The sequence below is a fragment of the Streptococcus dentasini genome, from assembly GCF_053206945.1.
This window is the reverse complement of sequence record NZ_JBRUHS010000003.1, coordinates 157,006-174,497: the sequence shown is the minus strand read 5'-3', so window position 1 is coordinate 174,497 and position 17,492 is coordinate 157,006. Positions and strand designations below refer to the sequence as shown.

Genomic DNA, 17,492 nt, shown 5'->3' with positions numbered 1-17,492 from the left:
ACTGTAGAATAATTTTAAATTCTACAGTTTTTTTATTCTTAGTCTAACACATACTCATAAATAGCCTTCGCTACACCTGCATTATCATTGCTTTCTGTCTCATAACGGCAGCGAGCCTTAATCGTATCCGGAGCATTCCCCATTGCCACGCTATGACCGGCAAATTCCAACATTTCCATGTCGTTAGCTGCATCTCCTAAGGCCATAATCTCATTTGTTTGAATATTTAATTGCTGAGCCAGAGCCTTGAGGGCTGAGGCCTTAGTCGTCTCAGAGGGCATGACTTCATAAATATAAGACTGACTTCTCACTGTTGAAAAACGTTGACTGAGTTTATGCTCAACCCGAGATTCAAAACTATTTAAAGCTTCTTCTTCACCCATGTACATCGCTTGAAAGACAATCTGCCCGCTAGCAGCGACATCATCGAGACTAGCCGCCTGCGCTGTATCAAAGACCAGACCTGCATCGTAGGCAACCAAGGCAGGTACACGTTCAGCAACTGCATAGTAGGTCGCTTCGGCTGTCAAAGTTAGATAGACATCCGGATCATCCGCACACGCTTTCTCTAAAAGTGATAAGTCTTCGCGGTTCAAGGAAACTTGGCCGATTAATTCCCAATTTTGGGTATTGTATACTGTACAGCCATTATTCATGATGATATATTCCTCACCAGCTAGTCCCAACTGGTTAAAATAAGGAAGAACACCGGATTTTGGACGCCCGGTACACAGAACAATTTTTACACCAGCATCTGCTGCTTTCCGCACAGCTTCGATATTATCGGTCGGAATTTTTTTCTGACTATTTAACAGGGTACCGTCCAAATCAATGGCAATCAGTTTAATCATAAAGACTCCTTATCTAATATGTTATTTATCAATCATATCTTGAACCTTATCATAAAATTCAGGATAAACCTTCTTAAGAGCAACAAAATGTCCATCGGCTCCTATAAAACTGTGCTCAGAATGAGCCTGACAGACAAGCTGCCCATTCTGATTAGTCATAGTGTAATCAAACCCTAGTTTAGCTCCCTTGAGCATGCTGACGCTAATAGCAATAGCAATGTTATCTGCAAACGTTGATGTCGCCTTATAGCGACAATCTACTGCAGTGACCGGTGAAATAATACCATCGGCCTCCAACTTGTCATAAGGAAGGCCTACCTTCTCCAAAAAGTAGACACGCGCTTCCTCCATCCAACGAACATAGTTTGAGTGATGCGTAATCCCCATCCGGTCTGTCTCATAGTATTGAACCTTATGAATGTAACCTTGCATAGGTATGTCCTTTCTAATTTTACCTCAACTATCAACTAAGGTTAGCAATCGTACAGCCTGAGCCACCCGCATTTTGCGGTGCATAGCCAAAACTCTTGACGTAACGATGGCTGCGCAGATACTTGGTCACACCCTCACGGATAACACCGGTACCTATGCCGTGAATGATATCAACCTGAGCCATATTGTTGAGCAAAGCCTGATCGATAAAATCGTCCAGCTCCTGCATAGCCTCTTCATAGCGCTTACCACGAAGATCCAAACGGGCACGCGGACCAGTTCCAGTAGACCTTTTGACCACATTAACTTGTTTTTTCTTGCTGACCTTCTTATTTTCTTGATTTTTCACCAAATTAAACTCAGATTCTTTCAGAGTCATCTTGATTAAACCGACTTGGGCTTCCCAACGTCCATCCTTAAGCTGGCTGGTCAGCGTTCCTCGCTGGCCATACGCTAACACAACAATATCATCACCAACCTTAGGGGCGCGTGCTGCTTTCTGTCGTTTAGCCTTGCGTAAAACTTTATTTTTAGAGAGATCTTCACCCGGTGCCAGTTTTTCAAGTTGTCCCTTAGCTTCAATCACTTCATGCGGCTTAAGCTGCGAACGGTCATTGAGATTTTTAAGAATTTGATCGCTTTCTGCTAAGGCCTTATCTACCATCTGGCGAACTTGTTCCTGTGCTTTTTCCAACTCCTTGTCATAGGCGTGTGAAAATTCATTGTAAAGTTTTTTAACGGCCCGATTAAATTTGAGATTTTCCTGCTCAACTTCTCGGATATGATTCAGGCGCTTGCGACTTTCAGCCGTTTGAGCCTCCAGCTGCTCAATGATGGCATTGGTATTGCTGTTTTGATTAGTCATTCGTTCAGCATCATCCACTATAATCTTAGCTAAGCCCAAGCGTCTGGCAATCTCAAAAGCATTGGAGCGCCCCGGAACGCCCTGCATAAAATGATAGGTCGGACTAAGACTGTCTATATCAAATTCCATACTGGCATTCTGAACATGAGCCGTTTCAATACCATAAGCCTTAAGTTCAGGATAATGAGTTGTTGCCATAGTCTTAATATTGCTGAGACGCAAATGCTCTAAAATAGCCATGGCCAGACTGGCACCTTCTTGGGGATCGGTTCCCGCTCCCAACTCATCGAGCAGGACTAGACTCTGCTTATCAGCCTGTCCCAAAATATCGACGATATGCCCCATGTGGCTGGAAAAGGTCGATAAACTCTGCTCAATTGATTGCTCATCACCAATATCAGCAAAGATTTCCTTAAAGATGCTGACCTTACTGCCCTTATCGGCTAAGATAGGCAAACCAGACTGAGCCATCAACTGGGTCAGACCGAGTGTTTTCAGCATGATGGTCTTACCACCCGTATTAGGCCCCGTGATAAGAATAACTGTCAGGTTTTCGGAAAAATGCAAGTCATTAGCAACAGGGGCAGTCAGCAAAGGATGGCGGACATTGAGCAAATGAACCGTTTTGTCCTCCGATAATTCCGGAAGACTAGCCTGATACTCTTGCATAAAAAGGTACTTCGCGCGAACAAAATCAAGATGGCCAATCAGCCATGCATTATTGCGAAGCGCTTGCCTATGAGGACGAAGCAGCTGAGATAATTCATGCAAAATGCGACGCAACTCATGACGCTCGTCCGCTCTAGCCTGAGTAATCTCTTCATTAACTTGAACAACGGCACGCGGTTCAATATACACCGTTCCTCCCGATGAAGAAATATCATGAACAACCCCCGCTATCCGGTTGCGGTAGGTATTACGAACAGGCAGCACACTTCTGCCATTGCGGCTGGCAATCAGATTTTCGGCTAGCAAATCAGCCTTGTTCTTGAGCATATCTTGTAGAATCTGACGTACTTGGCTTTCCCCTTGATGGATACGGCGACGGATTTTCTCTAAGTCAGAACTAGCAAAATTCTCGATAAATCCACTATCATTCACAGCTTGCAGACTCCCCTGCAACTTAGGAAAGATTTCTAGATTTTCAAAAAGCCGATGCAAAGCTCCTAGCTCGACATTCTCCAAATTTTCATAAAAACGAGCAAGCTCAGCAGAAACTTCTAAAAGACGCTTGAGCGCAATGAGTTCATCAACATTAAGATCAGCATCTAACTCTAATCGACCCAGAGGTTCCGCTATAGTACCAACTGATCCAACAGCAAAGCCATGTTCCTCTACAAAAAGCTGCTCCATATCACGAATTTCAACGAAAGAGCGCTCAATCTTGTCGCGATTAGTTTCAGGAAGCAGCTGCTGCAGCTCCTCTTGACCGGCCTGAGTTTGTAAATAGGGTTCAAATTGATTTTTGACCTTGGCAAATTCCAAAGCTTCTAAAATTTTCATGTTCATAGGGATATTATAACAGATTTATGCCTAAATGAGCGGCCTCTAATATACCTTCCTAGCCACTAAACCCTGTCACTCAAGCGCTTAGCTGTCACCGAGCAAAAAGAATAGTCTTAATCACACAGTAAATCAAAGTAACCTTGCTTCATCAACCTTAATTCTCATTTTGGCACTCCACTAGATCTATTGTTGCAGCCTACTGTTCAAGTCACAGCTGCGACATTCAAACATTTTGGGGACATTAAGCACTGTGGGAAACTATTATCCTATACAAAGTTTGAGGCTGGAACACAAATGTTCCAGCCTCAGTCATTAATATATCTTGATTTAATTCAGCAAAAATTTCGGGAAAAGCACGACTAATACCTTAATCAGCCAGCTATCTGCTAGCATATTCTGTAGGCCTGTGATCGGAAGAGTAGCTAAAACAGTTAAAAAAGCCCCTAAGCTAAAGAGTGCCACAAAGACTGCTAATCCACCAGCAAGCAACTGCTGATAAGCTAACATTTCAAGACGGAGGCTGCTTACAACATGGGCAAAAATCCCAAAAAATCGCCAGATTAAGTAAACAGTGAGGTAGAGGAGAAGGAAAGCTACTCCAGCATAATAAAGCCGATTTAGACCAAAGATATTCTCTGAGGTGAAAAACTGCATCTCAGCTCCTTCTGTAGGATTAGCATAAGGGACCCAGAGATTAAGAATATCGGCAAGCTTATTTTTAAAAAGGAAAGCTACTACAATCGCGAATAAACTGCCGATAAAGTAAAAGACCTGCAAAAACAGACCTCGCCTGTAGCCAATATAAAACTGCCAAGCAAGAAGCAAGAGAACGATAAGCGAAATCATGCTTCGCCACCACTAGCTGCCTTGTTAGCCTTTCTGCCTTTAATCGCTGTCAGTTCCTTCTTACGAAGTTCCTCTAATTCTGCCTCTTTTTTATCAAACTCAATCTCACGGCTGAGCTGGGTTGATAAAGAGTTGATAGCCATCAAAATAGCAACCGTTTCATCATCTGCAGAAGGGAGAGCCTCTTTGATAGCTTCATACTTCTCGCGCGCGACCCTCTCAACTTCCTCCATAAAGAGATTGTCCTTATCAGTCGTCAGCGTCAGCGGTTTCTGGCCAAACGTAAATTTATAGCGATTCTTTGTCTTTGTCATACTCGTACCTCTTTGCCTGCCATTATACCGTAAAATTCCCCTTTCGACAATCCTCACCTTCCACAAAAAGAAGAAGGATTAGCTTCACTGTTATAGGCATTTCCAATCTGGATTTACTCTGGCAAGCAGTCAATAAAATTTCTGTGCCTTCTTTCTGCCACGATAAAGTCTTTTATGATAGAATAGTTTTCATGAATACTCTCGTCATGAAAATGGGGCAGGGAAGAACTGAACAGCTACCGACAGAATTGGCTGCCTATCAGATTAGCAACAAAAACCCCTATGTCAGCTTTGCAGCTAAAGTGCAGGGAACGACCGTGCTTGTTTATACCTCTGGCAAGGTCGTTTTTCAAGGAAGAGAGGCTGAAATACTGGCCCAGCAGTTTGGTTTGCCAACTATTACTGATAAGGGGGCAGCTGAGGTTGATCAGCAGAATTTGACCCTCATCGGCTCCGACGAAGTTGGCAATGGCTCCTATTTCGGTGGTCTCGCTGTTGTCGCTAGCTTTGTAACACCTAGCAAGCACTCTTTTTTAAAAGAATTGGGAGTAGCTGATTCCAAAGCTCTGACGGACCAAAAGATTCAGCAGATAGCCCCACTCCTCGAGGAAGCCATTCCCCACAAGTGCTTGCTGTTATCGCCGCAAAAATATAATGAGGTCGTTGGCTCAGGCAAGTCTTACAATGCTGTATCCGTCAAGGTAGCCTTACACAATCAAGCTATCTATCTCCTCCTTCAGGAAGTAGACAAACCGGATAAGATTGTAATTGATGCTTTCACGAATTATCAGAATTACCAAAAATACCTCAAGCAGGAGCGCAACCAATTTGACAATCCCTTAACTTTTGAAGAAAAAGCTGAAGGAAAATATCTGGCTGTGGCTGTTAGTTCTATTATTGCCCGCAACCTTTTCTTGGAGAACCTCAAGGTCCTAGGTCAAGAGTTGGGCTATCAGCTCCCCAGCGGTGCAGGAAGTAAGCCTGACAGAGTTGCCAGTCAAATTCTTGAAGCCTATGGCATGCAGGGACTGAACTACTGTGCTAAACTTCATTTTGCCAATACCAAAAAGGCACAAGCCTTATTAAAAAATAAAGGATAACTATTACCATGTCTGCAATTTCATCTAAACAAACCACTAAGACTTTTGACCCCCCTATTGTCACCTTTCTTAAAGAGTGGGGAGTTTTAATTTCTATCATTGTTTTACTTTTACTCAGTCGCATCTTCATCTGGAGTGTAGTGACTGTCGATGGCCACTCCATGGATCCTACTCTTGCCCAAAATCAGCGGCTTATCGTTCTCAAAACAGCTAAGATTGAGCGTTTTGATATTGTTGTTGCCAAGGAGACCGAAAAAGGTAAATCGAAACAGATTGTCAAGCGGGTTATCGGTATGCCTGGTGATACTATCACCTACAATAACGACGTTTTGACTGTCAATGGTAAGAAGGTCAATGAAGAATACCTCCAGTCTTATCAGAAGAAATTTGCCCAAGATAAGTTGCAATCGACTTACTCCTATGATACCTACTTTCAGCAGCTCGCTAGAGCGGCTAAATCTTTTACCGTTGATAGTCAAGGTAATGCTAATTTCACTGTTAAAGTTCCCAAAGGGCAATATTTCCTCCTTGGTGATGACCGTATTGTTTCCAAGGATAGCCGCCTAGTCGGAACCTTTGACAAGGATGCCGTCGTCGGGGAAATCAAGTTACGTTTCTGGCCTTTAACCAAAGTAGGGGGCGTAGAATAGTCCTATAATAATTATGGAGAGACAGCAGAAGCCACTGGTTAGCATTTTGCCTTACTCTCTTTTTTATTAGCCCAATCAAGTTATAAACATCAAGGAAGCACCAGCTTATGAGTCACGTTTATTTTTCTGGAACTGTCGAACGTATTATCTTTGAAAATGCCAGTAATTTTTTTAAAATTCTTCTCCTTAATATCGAAGATACCAATCATCCCGACTACGAGGATAGCGATATCATCATCACTGGAACCATGGCTGACATCATGGAAGATGAAGACTATACCTTCTGGGGAGAAGTCATCCAGCACCCTAAATACGGGGAACAGCTCAAGGCCGATCGCTATGAACGCGCCCAACTGACTGCTGCTGGTCTTATCAAATATTTTGCCAGCGATAACTTCAAAGGGATTGGTAAAAAAATAGCCCAACGCATTGTTGAGGCTTATGGTGATGGCAATACGATCGATAAGATTTTAGCCAACCCTGATAAACTAAAACAAATCCCTGGACTTTCAAAAGACAGTCGAAACAGCTTCCTCGCTAAGTTAAAAAGTAATTACGGTACTGAGCAAGTTCTTTCCAAATTAGCGGAATATGGTCTCAGCAACCGCCAAGCTCTCGATATTTTTGATACCTATAAGGGAGAAACACTAGATATCCTTCAGGACAATCCCTATCAGTTGGTCGAGGACATTAGAGGGATCGGCTTCAAAATTGCGGACACTCTGGCAGAGCAGCTGGGGATCAAGAGTGATTCTCCCAAACGTTTCCGAGCAGCCTTAGTCCACGCTTTAACAGAACTCTCTATCGAACGCGGGGATACCTATGTAGAAGCCCGCGACTTGTTAGAGTATGCCATCAGCCTTTTGGAGAACGCCCGCCAAATCGAGCTTGATCCTACGCTAGTTGCTAACGAGCTGACGCATTTAATCACCGAAGATAAGGTACAAAATGTCGGTACCTATATTTTTGACAATAGCCTCTTCTATGCCGAAGAAGGGATTAAAAAGCATATTAGTCGTATTCTTGAGACACCGTTGGTGCAGACACCTAAAGCCGAAACGGTATCGGCCATTCTCAAAGATATCGAAGAAGAGTTCAATCTCAGCTACGATAGTACCCAAAAAACAGCTATCCAAAAGGCTTTAGCCAGCAAAATTTTTCTTCTAACTGGAGGTCCGGGCACAGGTAAAACGACTGTTATCAACGGTATCATTAGGGCTTATGCTGAGCTCTATAACATTGATTTAGATAAGGGTGATATTCCCATCATTTTAGCAGCACCAACCGGACGAGCTAGCCGCCGAATGAACGAACTCACAGGATTACCTGCCGCGACTATCCATCGCCACCTCGGTCTAACAACTGATGATAGTGATTATCAAGCGCTTGATGACTATCTTGATTGCGACCTGATTATTATCGATGAATTTTCCATGGTTGATACCTGGCTCGCTAATCAGTTGCTCGCTAGCATCTCTTCCCATACGCAAGTTATCATTGTTGGTGACAGCGATCAGCTCCCATCAGTAGGTCCGGGACAGGTCTTAGCGGACTTCCTTAAAATAGAGCAGCTGCCACAAATTAGTCTGACTAAAATTTTTAGACAATCTGAAAATTCCACTATTGTCACCCTGGCCAGTCAGATTCGGCAAGGACAGCTCCCCAGTGATTTCACCGCCAAGAAAGCAGACCGCTCCTATTTTGAAGCACAAGCTAATCACATTCCTGCTATGGTAGAACAAATCGTTACCTCTGCGGTCAAAAACGGCATTGCTCCTTTCGAAATTCAGATTTTAGCCCCCATGTACCGCGGTCAGGCTGGGATTAACAACCTCAATACCCTGATGCAAAACCTTTTAAATCCTTTAACAGGCCAGAATGAATTTCGTTTCAACGACTTAAGCTTTCGCAAAGGAGACAAGGTTCTCCACCTCATTAATGATGCCCAACTCAATGTATTTAACGGAGATATTGGCTATATTACCGACCTTATCCCTGCTAAATACACTGAGAGCAAACAGGATGAAATCTATATGGACTTCGACGGTAGCGAAGTAGTCTATCCACGCAATGAATGGTCAAAGATAACCCTAGCCTACACCATGTCCATCCATAAATCACAGGGAAGTGAGTTTCAGGTCGTTATTTTACCTCTGACACGCCAGAGCGGCCGTATGCTCCAGCGCAACCTGCTCTATACAGCTATTACTCGTTCCAAGAGTAAACTTATCCTGTTGGGAGAAATAACAGCCTTTGATTATGCCGTGAAAAATCAAGGCAGTCAACGCCATACTTATCTGGTTGAGCGCTTCAAAGATCCAGAACAAGCCGAAGTTAAAAACCAGACAGCTGATTTGAAGACTGTTAATAGTAATGAGCGTACTCTAGCTGTTTCTGATGACGAAACAGCTAGTCAAACACAAAAAAAGTTGGACCGTCAGTCCGAATCTGCCCTAAGTTATCGCCTTACAGACGATAACTTACTGACTATTGACCCTCTTATTGGTTTAGAAGAAGCTGACTTTGCTCATTTCTTTAAGTCCCATCAAGACCAAGTTTAATCCCCTGAACATATAGGAGTTATGCTATGATACCTATCCAAGATTTAAAAAAGATTTTTAAAAAATCAAACCGACCAGTTGCTGTCCTGCATCTTATCAATCTAGTGCTAAACAGTTTGACACTTTTAGCCTATATTCTTTTGATGTACTCCCTCCAAGCAGACCTCTATCCTAAAACTGGTTACCCTTCAGCTGCTGATGCCAGCAATGCCTTGCAAAATTTACCGGGTAATTTTACATTTAACACATTAGTAAATATTATTTTTAATGTTGTTATCATGGTTTTAGCCTTTCGAAATCAAGCCAAACTAAGGAAAAATCAAGGACTATCTGAATGGCCTTATCTACTAGGCTACACTCTCTTTGCTATCAATGTCCTATCCGACTGGATAACAGCGGGAATCACTATTAATCTCTTTTTACAAATTATCTACCTTCCTTTTTATGCTTCCTCCCGCAAGGCTGCCCGCCTTTTAAACAGTTCTTTATAGTTATCACTCACTCTCTTTCCTTGTATTTTTACCTTAATGATGAAATAAATGATAATCCTCCAGTCTGCCATTACCAATTCCTCTGATGACTTTAAAGATTGAAATGAACACACCAATTAAAACTAGGAATTAATACTTTTACTTATTCTAACTAAAACGAATGGATCTGGACAAACCAAGTTACCAGATCCATTCGTTTTTATTAAATATCCAGAGGAATATCTTCTCTATGATCTTCCAATCCTGCTACCGTAACACCCAAAAGCCGTACTCCCAAAGCTGTCCTGTCCTCTAGTTCATCAAAAATAGCGCAGGCTTCCTTTTCAATAGTATCACCATCATGGGTAGCTGACTCTAGGCTATGGCGCTTAGTCAGGGTCGAAAAATCCGAATATCTAACCTTTAGCACAATGATTCGCCCCTGTTTTTGATGCTGTTCCAGACTAGCCGCAACCCGTCTGACATTTTTTGCAATCTCTGCCCTAATATCCTCCTCGCTGTAAAGAAGTTTACCATAAGTACGTTCACTGCCAATAGACTTGCGCTCACGATTGGGCTTAACAGGACTGTTAGAAATTCCCCTTGCCTTGCGGTATAAGTCGTAACCAAAACGGCCAAAACAATCAATTAAAGTCATCTCAGGCACAGCCTGCAAATCGCCTCCCGTATAAACACCTAACTCATGTAGACGCTTGACCGACTGCTTACCGACACCGTGAAATTTTTCTATCGGTAAAGTGCTTAAGAAATCTTCTGCCTCCTCTGGTAAAATCAAAGTCAAACCGTGGGGTTTTTCAAAATCACTAGCTAGCTTGGCCAAAAATTTATTATAGGAGACGCCAGCTGAACAAGTTAAACGCAATTCATGCCAGATATCAAACTGAATCATTTTCGCAACTTTGACAGCTGATTTAAGTCCTTTCTTATTATCTGTAACATCCAGATAAGCCTCATCAATGGACATAGGTTCTACTAAATCCGTATAGCGTCTAAAAATCTCCCGAATACGAGTACCAATACTGCGGTATTTCTGATAATTACCAGAAATAAAAATAGCATCTGGACAGCGTTCCAAGGCTTCTTTTGCATTCATAGCTGAATGAATTCCGTATTTTCTAGCTTCATAATTACAAGTAGAAACAACACCGCGCCCGCCAGTCTTTCTTGGATCGGCTCCAATAATAACCGGCTTTCCAACCAGCTCAGGATTATCGCGCTCCTCAACAGCAGCAAAAAAAGCGTCCATGTCAATATGGATAATTTTTCTGCTAGTATCGTTCAAGAGAGGAAAAATGAGCATACACAGGCCTTCTTTTATATTTTTGTTAGTTTATTATACAACATTTTCTGTGAGATTTCCAATCAAGCAATTTATAAGACAGTTAAAAGAATTTCAGGAACTGTATTATAAAAGAAACCCCTATTATCGGATTTTTTTCTTGTGAAAACGGTTACTCTGTGTTACTATTATACTGTAAATTGTAACAGATAAATCTGCTACTAGATTAGGAGAATTTTTTATCATGGCTACTGTCAAAACCAACACTGATGTCTTTGAAAAAGCTTGGGAAGGCTTCAAAGGTACCGACTGGAGAGAAAAAGCAAGTATTGCCCGCTTTGTGCAAGCAAACTATACCCCTTACGATGGTGACGAAAGCTTCTTGGCTGGTCCAACTGAACGGACCTTGCACATCAAAAAGCTCGTAGATGAAACTAAAGCTGGTTACGAAGCGCAAGGACGCTTCCCGATGGATACTCGCCCAACATCAATCGCTGATATCGATGCTGGTTATATCGATAAAGATCAAGAATTGATCTACGGTATTCAAAATGATGAGCTCTTCAAGCTTAACTTTATGCCAAAAGGCGGTATCCGCATGGCCGAAACCGCTTTGAAGGAACACGGATACGAACCAGATCCAGCTGTTCATGAAATCTTTACAAAACATGTGACAACTGTTAATGATGGTATCTTCCGTGCTTACACTTCAAATATTCGTCGTGCTCGTCACGCCCACACTGTAACTGGTTTGCCAGATGCATACTCACGCGGACGTATCATCGGTGTTTATGCTCGTCTTGCCCTTTATGGTGCTGACTACCTTATGCAGGAAAAAGTTAATGATTGGAATGCTTTAACAGAAATTGACGAAGAAACCATTCGTCTCCGTGAAGAAGTTAACCTGCAATATCAAGCTTTACAAGATGTTGTTAAATTAGGTGACCTTTATGGTCTTGATGTCCGCCGTCCTGCTTATGATACAAAAGAAGCTGTTCAATGGACTAATATTGCCTTCATGGCTGTCTGCCGTGTTATCAATGGTGCAGCTACTTCTCTTGGACGTGTTCCAATCGTTCTTGACATCTATGCTGAACGTGACTTGGCTCGCGGTACTTATACTGAAAGTGAAATCCAAGAATTTATTGACGATTTCGTTATGAAACTGCGTACGGTTAAATTTGCCCGCACTAAAGCATACGATGAACTGTATTCAGGTGACCCTACCTTTATCACTACTTCTATGGCCGGTATGGGAGCTGATGGTCGTCACCGTGTTACCAAGATGGATTATCGTTTCTTAAACACCTTGGATAATATTGGTAATTCACCAGAACCAAACCTGACTGTTCTTTGGACAGATAAATTGCCATACGCTTTCCGTCATTACTGCATGCATATGAGTCATAAGCACTCTTCCATCCAGTACGAAGGTGTGACAACAATGGCTAAAGACGGTTACGGTGAAATGAGCTGTATCTCATGCTGTGTATCACCGCTTGACCCTGAAAATGAAGAGCAACGCCACAACATCCAATACTTTGGTGCTCGTGTAAATGTTCTGAAAGCTCTCTTGACTGGTCTTAACGGTGGTTACGATGATGTTCATAAAGACTATAAGGTCTTCGATATCGAGCCTATCCGTGATGATGTCCTAGACTTTGATACTGTTAAGGAAAACTTTGAAAAATCATTAGATTGGTTGACTGATACTTATGTTGACGCCCTTAACATCATCCACTACATGACTGATAAGTACAACTATGAAGCTGTACAAATGGCCTTCTTGCCTACTCATCAACGTGCTAACATGGGATTCGGTATCTGTGGTTTTGCCAACACAGTTGATACGCTTTCAGCTATCAAGTATGCTACTGTTAAACCAATTCGTGATGAAGATGGCTACATCTACGATTACGAAACAACTGGTGATTACCCACGTTGGGGTGAAGACGATCCTCGTTCAAACGAACTAGCAGAATGGTTGATCGAAGCCTACACGACTCGTCTTCGTAACCACAAGCTTTACAAGAATGCTGAAGCTACTGTATCACTTCTTACAATCACATCTAATGTTGCTTACTCTAAACAAACTGGTAACTCACCAGTCCACAAGGGTGTTTACCTCAACGAAGATGGTACGGTTAACTTGTCTAAACTTGAATTCTTCTCACCAGGTGCTAACCCTTCTAACAAGGCAAAGGGTGGTTGGTTGCAAAACCTTAACTCTCTTGCAAGCCTTGACTTTGGCTATGCAGCAGATGGTATCTCATTGACCACTCAAGTTTCTCCACGTGCTCTTGGTAAGACTCGTGATGAACAAGTAGATAATCTTGTTACTATCCTTGATGGTTACTTTGAAAATGGTGGCCAACACGTCAACCTCAATGTCATGGACCTTAAAGATGTCTACGACAAGATCATGAATGGTGAAGATGTTATCGTTCGTATCTCTGGTTACTGTGTTAACACTAAGTACCTGACTAAGGAACAAAAGACTGAATTGACGCAACGTGTCTTCCACGAAGTTCTTTCAATGGATGATGCAGCTGAAGCCATTTCAGGCCAAGCTAAATAAAATCCATTTATAAAAGGCTTTGCCGCTTAGGCAAAGTCTTTTTTACTTTGAGATTTTCCCCATCACTGCCCCAAGGCTTCTTTGATGACTGCAATGAGCTCATCACGATCCATAATCCACTGAGCTCGTTCATCCTTATCGTAAGTGCGGTTAGATAGGAAAATAGCAGCTTGCTGTTCCTTACGATTAAACATAATAAAAGTACCAGTGTAGCCAGTATGGAGGAGCCAATCCCCTTGCTTGTCCCAAGCAAGACTGCGTTCCTTATGTCCTGAAGGAGCATAATTGTGACGAAGGGATTTTGCAAAATCCTGTATCAAATAAGCCTGACTAAAGAGCTCTAAATCCTTTAACGTTGAGAAAAGGCCTGCAGAACCCGTATGAACCCCCAGAACCTGCGCTTTGGGATCATGAACTCGACCAGATGGTAGACCTTTTACTGTCGGTACTGCCGCTGCTACAGGCCCAAAACCTGTTTCTGACATTCCAAAAGGTTTAAATACACGTTCAGAAAAAAGTTGAGATAGGGATTGACCAGTCACGCGCTCAAGCATAAAACCAAGTAGGATAAAGTTAATATCAGTATAGTGGAAATCCTTTTTTTCTATCACCTGAATGTTGTTAATAGCCGCTTTCAAACCTGCTGCATCTAAATCATCCCGATTCGGAATAAAGGGCTCAATACCAGAAGTATGGGTCAGGAGCTGACGAATGGTGACCTGTCCATTATCAAAGTCAGGATAATAGAGCTTGAGCGGTTGATCCAGCCGAATAGTTCCTTCATCAATCAATTGAAGTATCACAGTACCAACTCCCACAACCTTGGAAACACTGGCCAAATCATAAACCAAGTCTGGTCCAACCGGTAGGTGCCCATCCTGAGTGCCTAGATAATATTCCTGCCAGTCACCACGATACAGACCTAGACTGGCACCACGATAAATACCAGCCTCAATCTGGGCCCTAATTTTATCTAAAATAACTTTCATTTACTGAACCAAATTTCTACACGGCTAGGATCTGAAAGAACAAGCACAGTCTGGGCCCTATCCAAGTAAACATCCAGCCCTAAAGTTTCAAGATGAGATTTCAGCATTGATAGATCATAGTCGTCTGGAACATGATATTCAAGAAACTCAAGATCCCAAGTGCTATTAGGTTCAGCCTGTAAATCGGATCCTTGAGTTAAACGTAAATCCGGCAGAAAAGATAAGCCAGCAAAATACTGATAAAAGTCATTCGATTGCTGTAGATCAGGAACATTTAAAATAAGCTTATCCACTTGATAGTCAGATAGACCCTGAAAATTTTCTATCGTTTGGAAAGACCACTTCTGATTAGAGATATCTTTCAGACTAGACACATCGTCTTCCGCATGTAGCAAGATAGTATCTCCTTCTGGCGACAGAGCTTCAAAAGCATAGCCATTGTCGCCTTTATAAAGGTGCTGATAGGAGGCACCTTTTGCTAAAAGAGCCTCGATCTCCCCTGCCACTGTTGCTTTAATATAGAGACGATGGAGCTTTTTTGGCCCTTCTACCGCACGAACACGCATCGATGGTGACTCCTCAATCCGAAAACGATCAATTTTCTTAGCATGACCACCGAAAAAAACCTCGGTGTTTTCTTCCTTTAAAACCTTAAATCCCAGCGTCTTACAATAAAACTCTATATTACGTTCGCGATTATTCACCCGCAGAACAGGTGCTGATAAACTAATACCATCAAATATTGTCATAATACTCTCCTTATACAAAGTTCAAGACTCTTAAAAAGTAGCTAGCATTTTAGAAAAGCACCGCTGCTTAAGCTAAAACGTGCTGGACTTAACCATTTTGGCTACTTGATTAAGGCCAATGCAATTGTATTTCTAAATCGTGATTTCTCAACCCGATCTCCTCCATTTTAGTCAAAAACTATCCATTTGACAAATAATTATGCGCCCTAAGCAAAAACTATTTACTATTATGTTTTTTTTCTGTAAACTAGCTATATGAACGAAAATATTATCTTACATGTTATCCAAGCAACTTTGGTAATAGCTATGTTGGCGATTATCATCGAACTTTTTCTTCACATTCGCCATAAAAAAATTGATATTTTTAAACGCTTCTTCACGGGTTTTTGGATTGGCCTCATCACAGATATGCTAGATACCTTAGGAATTGGATCTTTTGCGACGACGACAACCCTCTTTAAAATTACTAAACTTAATGATGATGATAGCAAGTTGCCTGGTACTATGAATACAGCCCATGTTATTCCAGTTATGGTGCAAGCTCTTTGCTTTATTCTGGTTGTTAAAGTTGAGCCTTTGACCCTAGTTCTCATGGCAGCAGCTTCCTTCTTTGGCGCCCTCTATGGAACACGAATCACCAAAAATTGGAATGAAAAATTAGTCCAACTGATTCTAGGTAGTCTGTTGATTGTTGCAGCCTTAATCATGCTCTACCGCATGCTTACTAACCCTGGAAATAACCTGTCCAATAGCATCCATGGTCTGCACGGTATCTGGCTCATCGTCGGGGTAATATTCAATTTTATCATTGGAATCCTCATGACAATGGGATTAGGCAACTACGCACCTGAGCTCATCTTCTTCTCACTTATGGGACTCAGCCCAACCATTGCTATGCCGGTTATGATGCTGGATGCAGCCATGATTATGACAGCTTCCAGTACACAATTTATCAAGGCCGACCGCGTTAATTGGACCGGCTATGCTGGTCTTGTTCTTGGAGGTATCATTGGAGTACTGATTGCTGTTAGATTTTTGACGAGCATCGATCTCAATACTCTCAAAACATTGGTCGTGGGTATCGTTATCTTTACTGGTATTATGCTTATCCGCTCGTCCCTTATCAAAAAAATCTAGCTTAAAGCTAGATTTTTTTGATAAATTATAAAGATAAGCTACCTCAAATGCCAGGCATTTCTAGATATTTTTTAATATAAATACAGGCAGAGTTGCCTACTTGATTTTGAAGTCATGAAAACTCCTCCACCGAAGCTGACTCGCCTTCTCATTTCTAAGCTCGTGAAAAAACGCTCCACTGGAGCGTTTTTTTCATCTATTACAGATACAAGGCTTTGAAGGCTGCAGCGGCGATAATACCTGCTAAAATTGGAGCTACAACCGGTACCCAAGCATACCACCATTTTGAATCTCCCTTGTTTTCTCCAAGAACCGTTTCTGGAAGAAGATGGTGAAGCAATCGAGGACCTAGGTCACGAGCAGGGTTAAGAGCTGGACCAGTCGGACCACCGAGAGAAATAACCAATGCTGCCACAAGGAACCCTAGTCCTAAATGCGCAACAGCAAGAGAACCACTAGTTAACAATGGAATTTGAGGACTTTGTTGGGATAGCACTTCTACTGTCATCCCAGTTTGCTCAGCGGCTTGCTTAAGAATATCTGTACCAAAATAATTTTTTGTCAAGGCAAGCGCCCCAAAAATTAGAACAAAGGTTCCAATAAATTCGTTAATAAAGCCATTGATCGTAGATGGACGTCGAGATTCTTCTGTACCATCATCCAAAGCTGAAATTGTCGAGAAAGAACCTAGGATAGCGTTTGGATCCTCTGTCTTTTGATAGTAAGCTGCATGACCAAGAACAAGCAAGCCTTGTCCAAGCATAGCACCTAAGAACTGAGCAATCAAATACCCTGGTACATAAGTCCATTTGAACAAGCCAGATACAGCTAATCCTAGTGTAAAAGCTGGGTTAATATGATTTCCTGAAACTGTACCAAACATAAGAGCTGGAAGCATTACGGCAAAGCCATACCCAAACCCTATTACCAACCAGCCAGATTTGTTTCCTTTAGTGCCTTTTAATTCAACATTGGCTACAGAACCATTACCAATTAAAACCATCAGCGCCGTTGCAATGACCTCTGTTCCATACTTAAGCAGCCATTCATGCGTCAGAGCCTCTTTAAAAAATTCATTCATTTGTCTAGCTTTCCCTTCTACTTACAAGTTTTAGACAGTTACCATTTTATCAAGTATAATAGA

The 17,492-nt window shown here is 42.0% G+C and carries 15 protein-coding genes; 6 read left to right on the top strand and 9 right to left on the bottom strand.

Going from position 1 to position 17,492, the window contains the following annotated elements:
• Positions 1 to 38: 38 nt before the first annotated feature.
• From ACVR1G_RS03805 to ACVR1G_RS03785, 5 genes are all read right to left on the bottom strand, one after another.
• Positions 39 to 851, bottom strand: coding sequence for a Cof-type HAD-IIB family hydrolase (locus ACVR1G_RS03805; RefSeq protein WP_447451871.1), 813 nt, complete (start codon positions 849 to 851; stop codon positions 39 to 41).
• A 21-nt stretch (positions 852 to 872) separates the two neighbouring features.
• On the bottom strand, positions 873 to 1,283 hold the full coding sequence (locus tag ACVR1G_RS03800; protein ID WP_447451870.1) for an acyl-CoA thioesterase: 411 nt from the start codon (positions 1,281 to 1,283) through the stop codon (positions 873 to 875).
• A gap of 31 nt (positions 1,284 to 1,314) precedes the next feature.
• A complete protein-coding gene (locus ACVR1G_RS03795) occupies positions 1,315 to 3,657 on the bottom strand; it encodes an endonuclease MutS2 (protein ID WP_447451869.1) in 2,343 nt (780 codons plus the stop codon).
• A 324-nt stretch (positions 3,658 to 3,981) separates the two neighbouring features.
• Complete coding sequence (locus ACVR1G_RS03790; RefSeq protein WP_447451868.1) at positions 3,982 to 4,500, bottom strand: CvpA family protein; 519 nt, start codon at positions 4,498 to 4,500, stop codon at positions 3,982 to 3,984.
• Positions 4,497 to 4,814: a hypothetical protein gene (locus ACVR1G_RS03785; RefSeq protein ID WP_447451867.1), complete on the bottom strand. Its 318-nt coding sequence runs from the start codon at positions 4,812 to 4,814 to the stop codon at positions 4,497 to 4,499. Before ACVR1G_RS03785 ends, ACVR1G_RS03790 begins: the two co-directional genes overlap by 4 nt.
• Positions 4,815 to 5,005: 191 nt before the next feature.
• Here ACVR1G_RS03785 and rnhC point away from each other — a divergent pair, with 191 nt between their 5' ends.
• The 4 genes from rnhC to ACVR1G_RS03765 all read left to right on the top strand — a co-directional run bounded on the left by rnhC (position 5,006) and on the right by ACVR1G_RS03765 (position 9,616).
• Positions 5,006 to 5,914 carry a ribonuclease HIII gene (gene rnhC, locus ACVR1G_RS03780; protein ID WP_447451866.1) on the top strand — a complete coding sequence of 303 codons (909 nt, stop codon included), beginning with the start codon at positions 5,006 to 5,008 and terminating at the stop codon, positions 5,912 to 5,914.
• An 8-nt stretch (positions 5,915 to 5,922) separates the two neighbouring features.
• Entirely contained in the window at positions 5,923 to 6,564 is a 642-nt protein-coding gene (gene lepB / locus ACVR1G_RS03775) for a signal peptidase I (RefSeq protein WP_447451865.1), read from the top strand.
• A 107-nt stretch (positions 6,565 to 6,671) separates the two neighbouring features.
• A complete protein-coding gene (gene recD2 / locus ACVR1G_RS03770; RefSeq protein WP_447451864.1) occupies positions 6,672 to 9,125 on the top strand; it encodes an SF1B family DNA helicase RecD2 in 2,454 nt (817 codons plus the stop codon).
• A gap of 26 nt (positions 9,126 to 9,151) precedes the next feature.
• Positions 9,152 to 9,616 (top strand): hypothetical protein, encoded by a 465-nt coding sequence (locus ACVR1G_RS03765; protein WP_447451863.1) that lies wholly within the window; start codon positions 9,152 to 9,154, stop codon positions 9,614 to 9,616.
• Between the two features lie 202 nt (positions 9,617 to 9,818).
• Here the strand turns inward: ACVR1G_RS03765 and dinB are convergent, their stop codons facing one another.
• Entirely contained in the window at positions 9,819 to 10,916 is a 1,098-nt protein-coding gene (gene dinB, locus ACVR1G_RS03760; protein ID WP_447451862.1) for a DNA polymerase IV, read from the bottom strand.
• Positions 10,917 to 11,139: 223 nt separating this feature from the next.
• Here dinB and pflB point away from each other — a divergent pair, with 223 nt between their 5' ends.
• Positions 11,140 to 13,473 (top strand): formate C-acetyltransferase, encoded by a 2,334-nt coding sequence (gene pflB, locus ACVR1G_RS03755; RefSeq protein ID WP_447451861.1) that lies wholly within the window; start codon positions 11,140 to 11,142, stop codon positions 13,471 to 13,473.
• A 62-nt stretch (positions 13,474 to 13,535) separates the two neighbouring features.
• Here the strand turns inward: pflB and ACVR1G_RS03750 are convergent, their stop codons facing one another.
• Complete coding sequence (locus tag ACVR1G_RS03750; protein WP_447451860.1) at positions 13,536 to 14,462, bottom strand: serine hydrolase domain-containing protein; 927 nt, start codon at positions 14,460 to 14,462, stop codon at positions 13,536 to 13,538.
• Positions 14,459 to 15,211, bottom strand: coding sequence for a CppA N-terminal domain-containing protein (locus ACVR1G_RS03745; protein ID WP_447451859.1), 753 nt, complete (start codon positions 15,209 to 15,211; stop codon positions 14,459 to 14,461). The genes ACVR1G_RS03750 and ACVR1G_RS03745 overlap by 4 nt, the downstream gene beginning before the upstream one ends.
• 255 nt (positions 15,212 to 15,466) lie before the next feature.
• Here ACVR1G_RS03745 and ACVR1G_RS03740 point away from each other — a divergent pair, with 255 nt between their 5' ends.
• Complete coding sequence (locus ACVR1G_RS03740) at positions 15,467 to 16,348, top strand: TSUP family transporter (protein ID WP_447451858.1); 882 nt, start codon at positions 15,467 to 15,469, stop codon at positions 16,346 to 16,348.
• A 199-nt stretch (positions 16,349 to 16,547) separates the two neighbouring features.
• Here the strand turns inward: ACVR1G_RS03740 and gla are convergent, their stop codons facing one another.
• Positions 16,548 to 17,429 (bottom strand): aquaglyceroporin Gla, encoded by an 882-nt coding sequence (gene gla / locus ACVR1G_RS03735; protein WP_447451857.1) that lies wholly within the window; start codon positions 17,427 to 17,429, stop codon positions 16,548 to 16,550.
• Positions 17,430 to 17,492 lie beyond the last annotated feature (63 nt).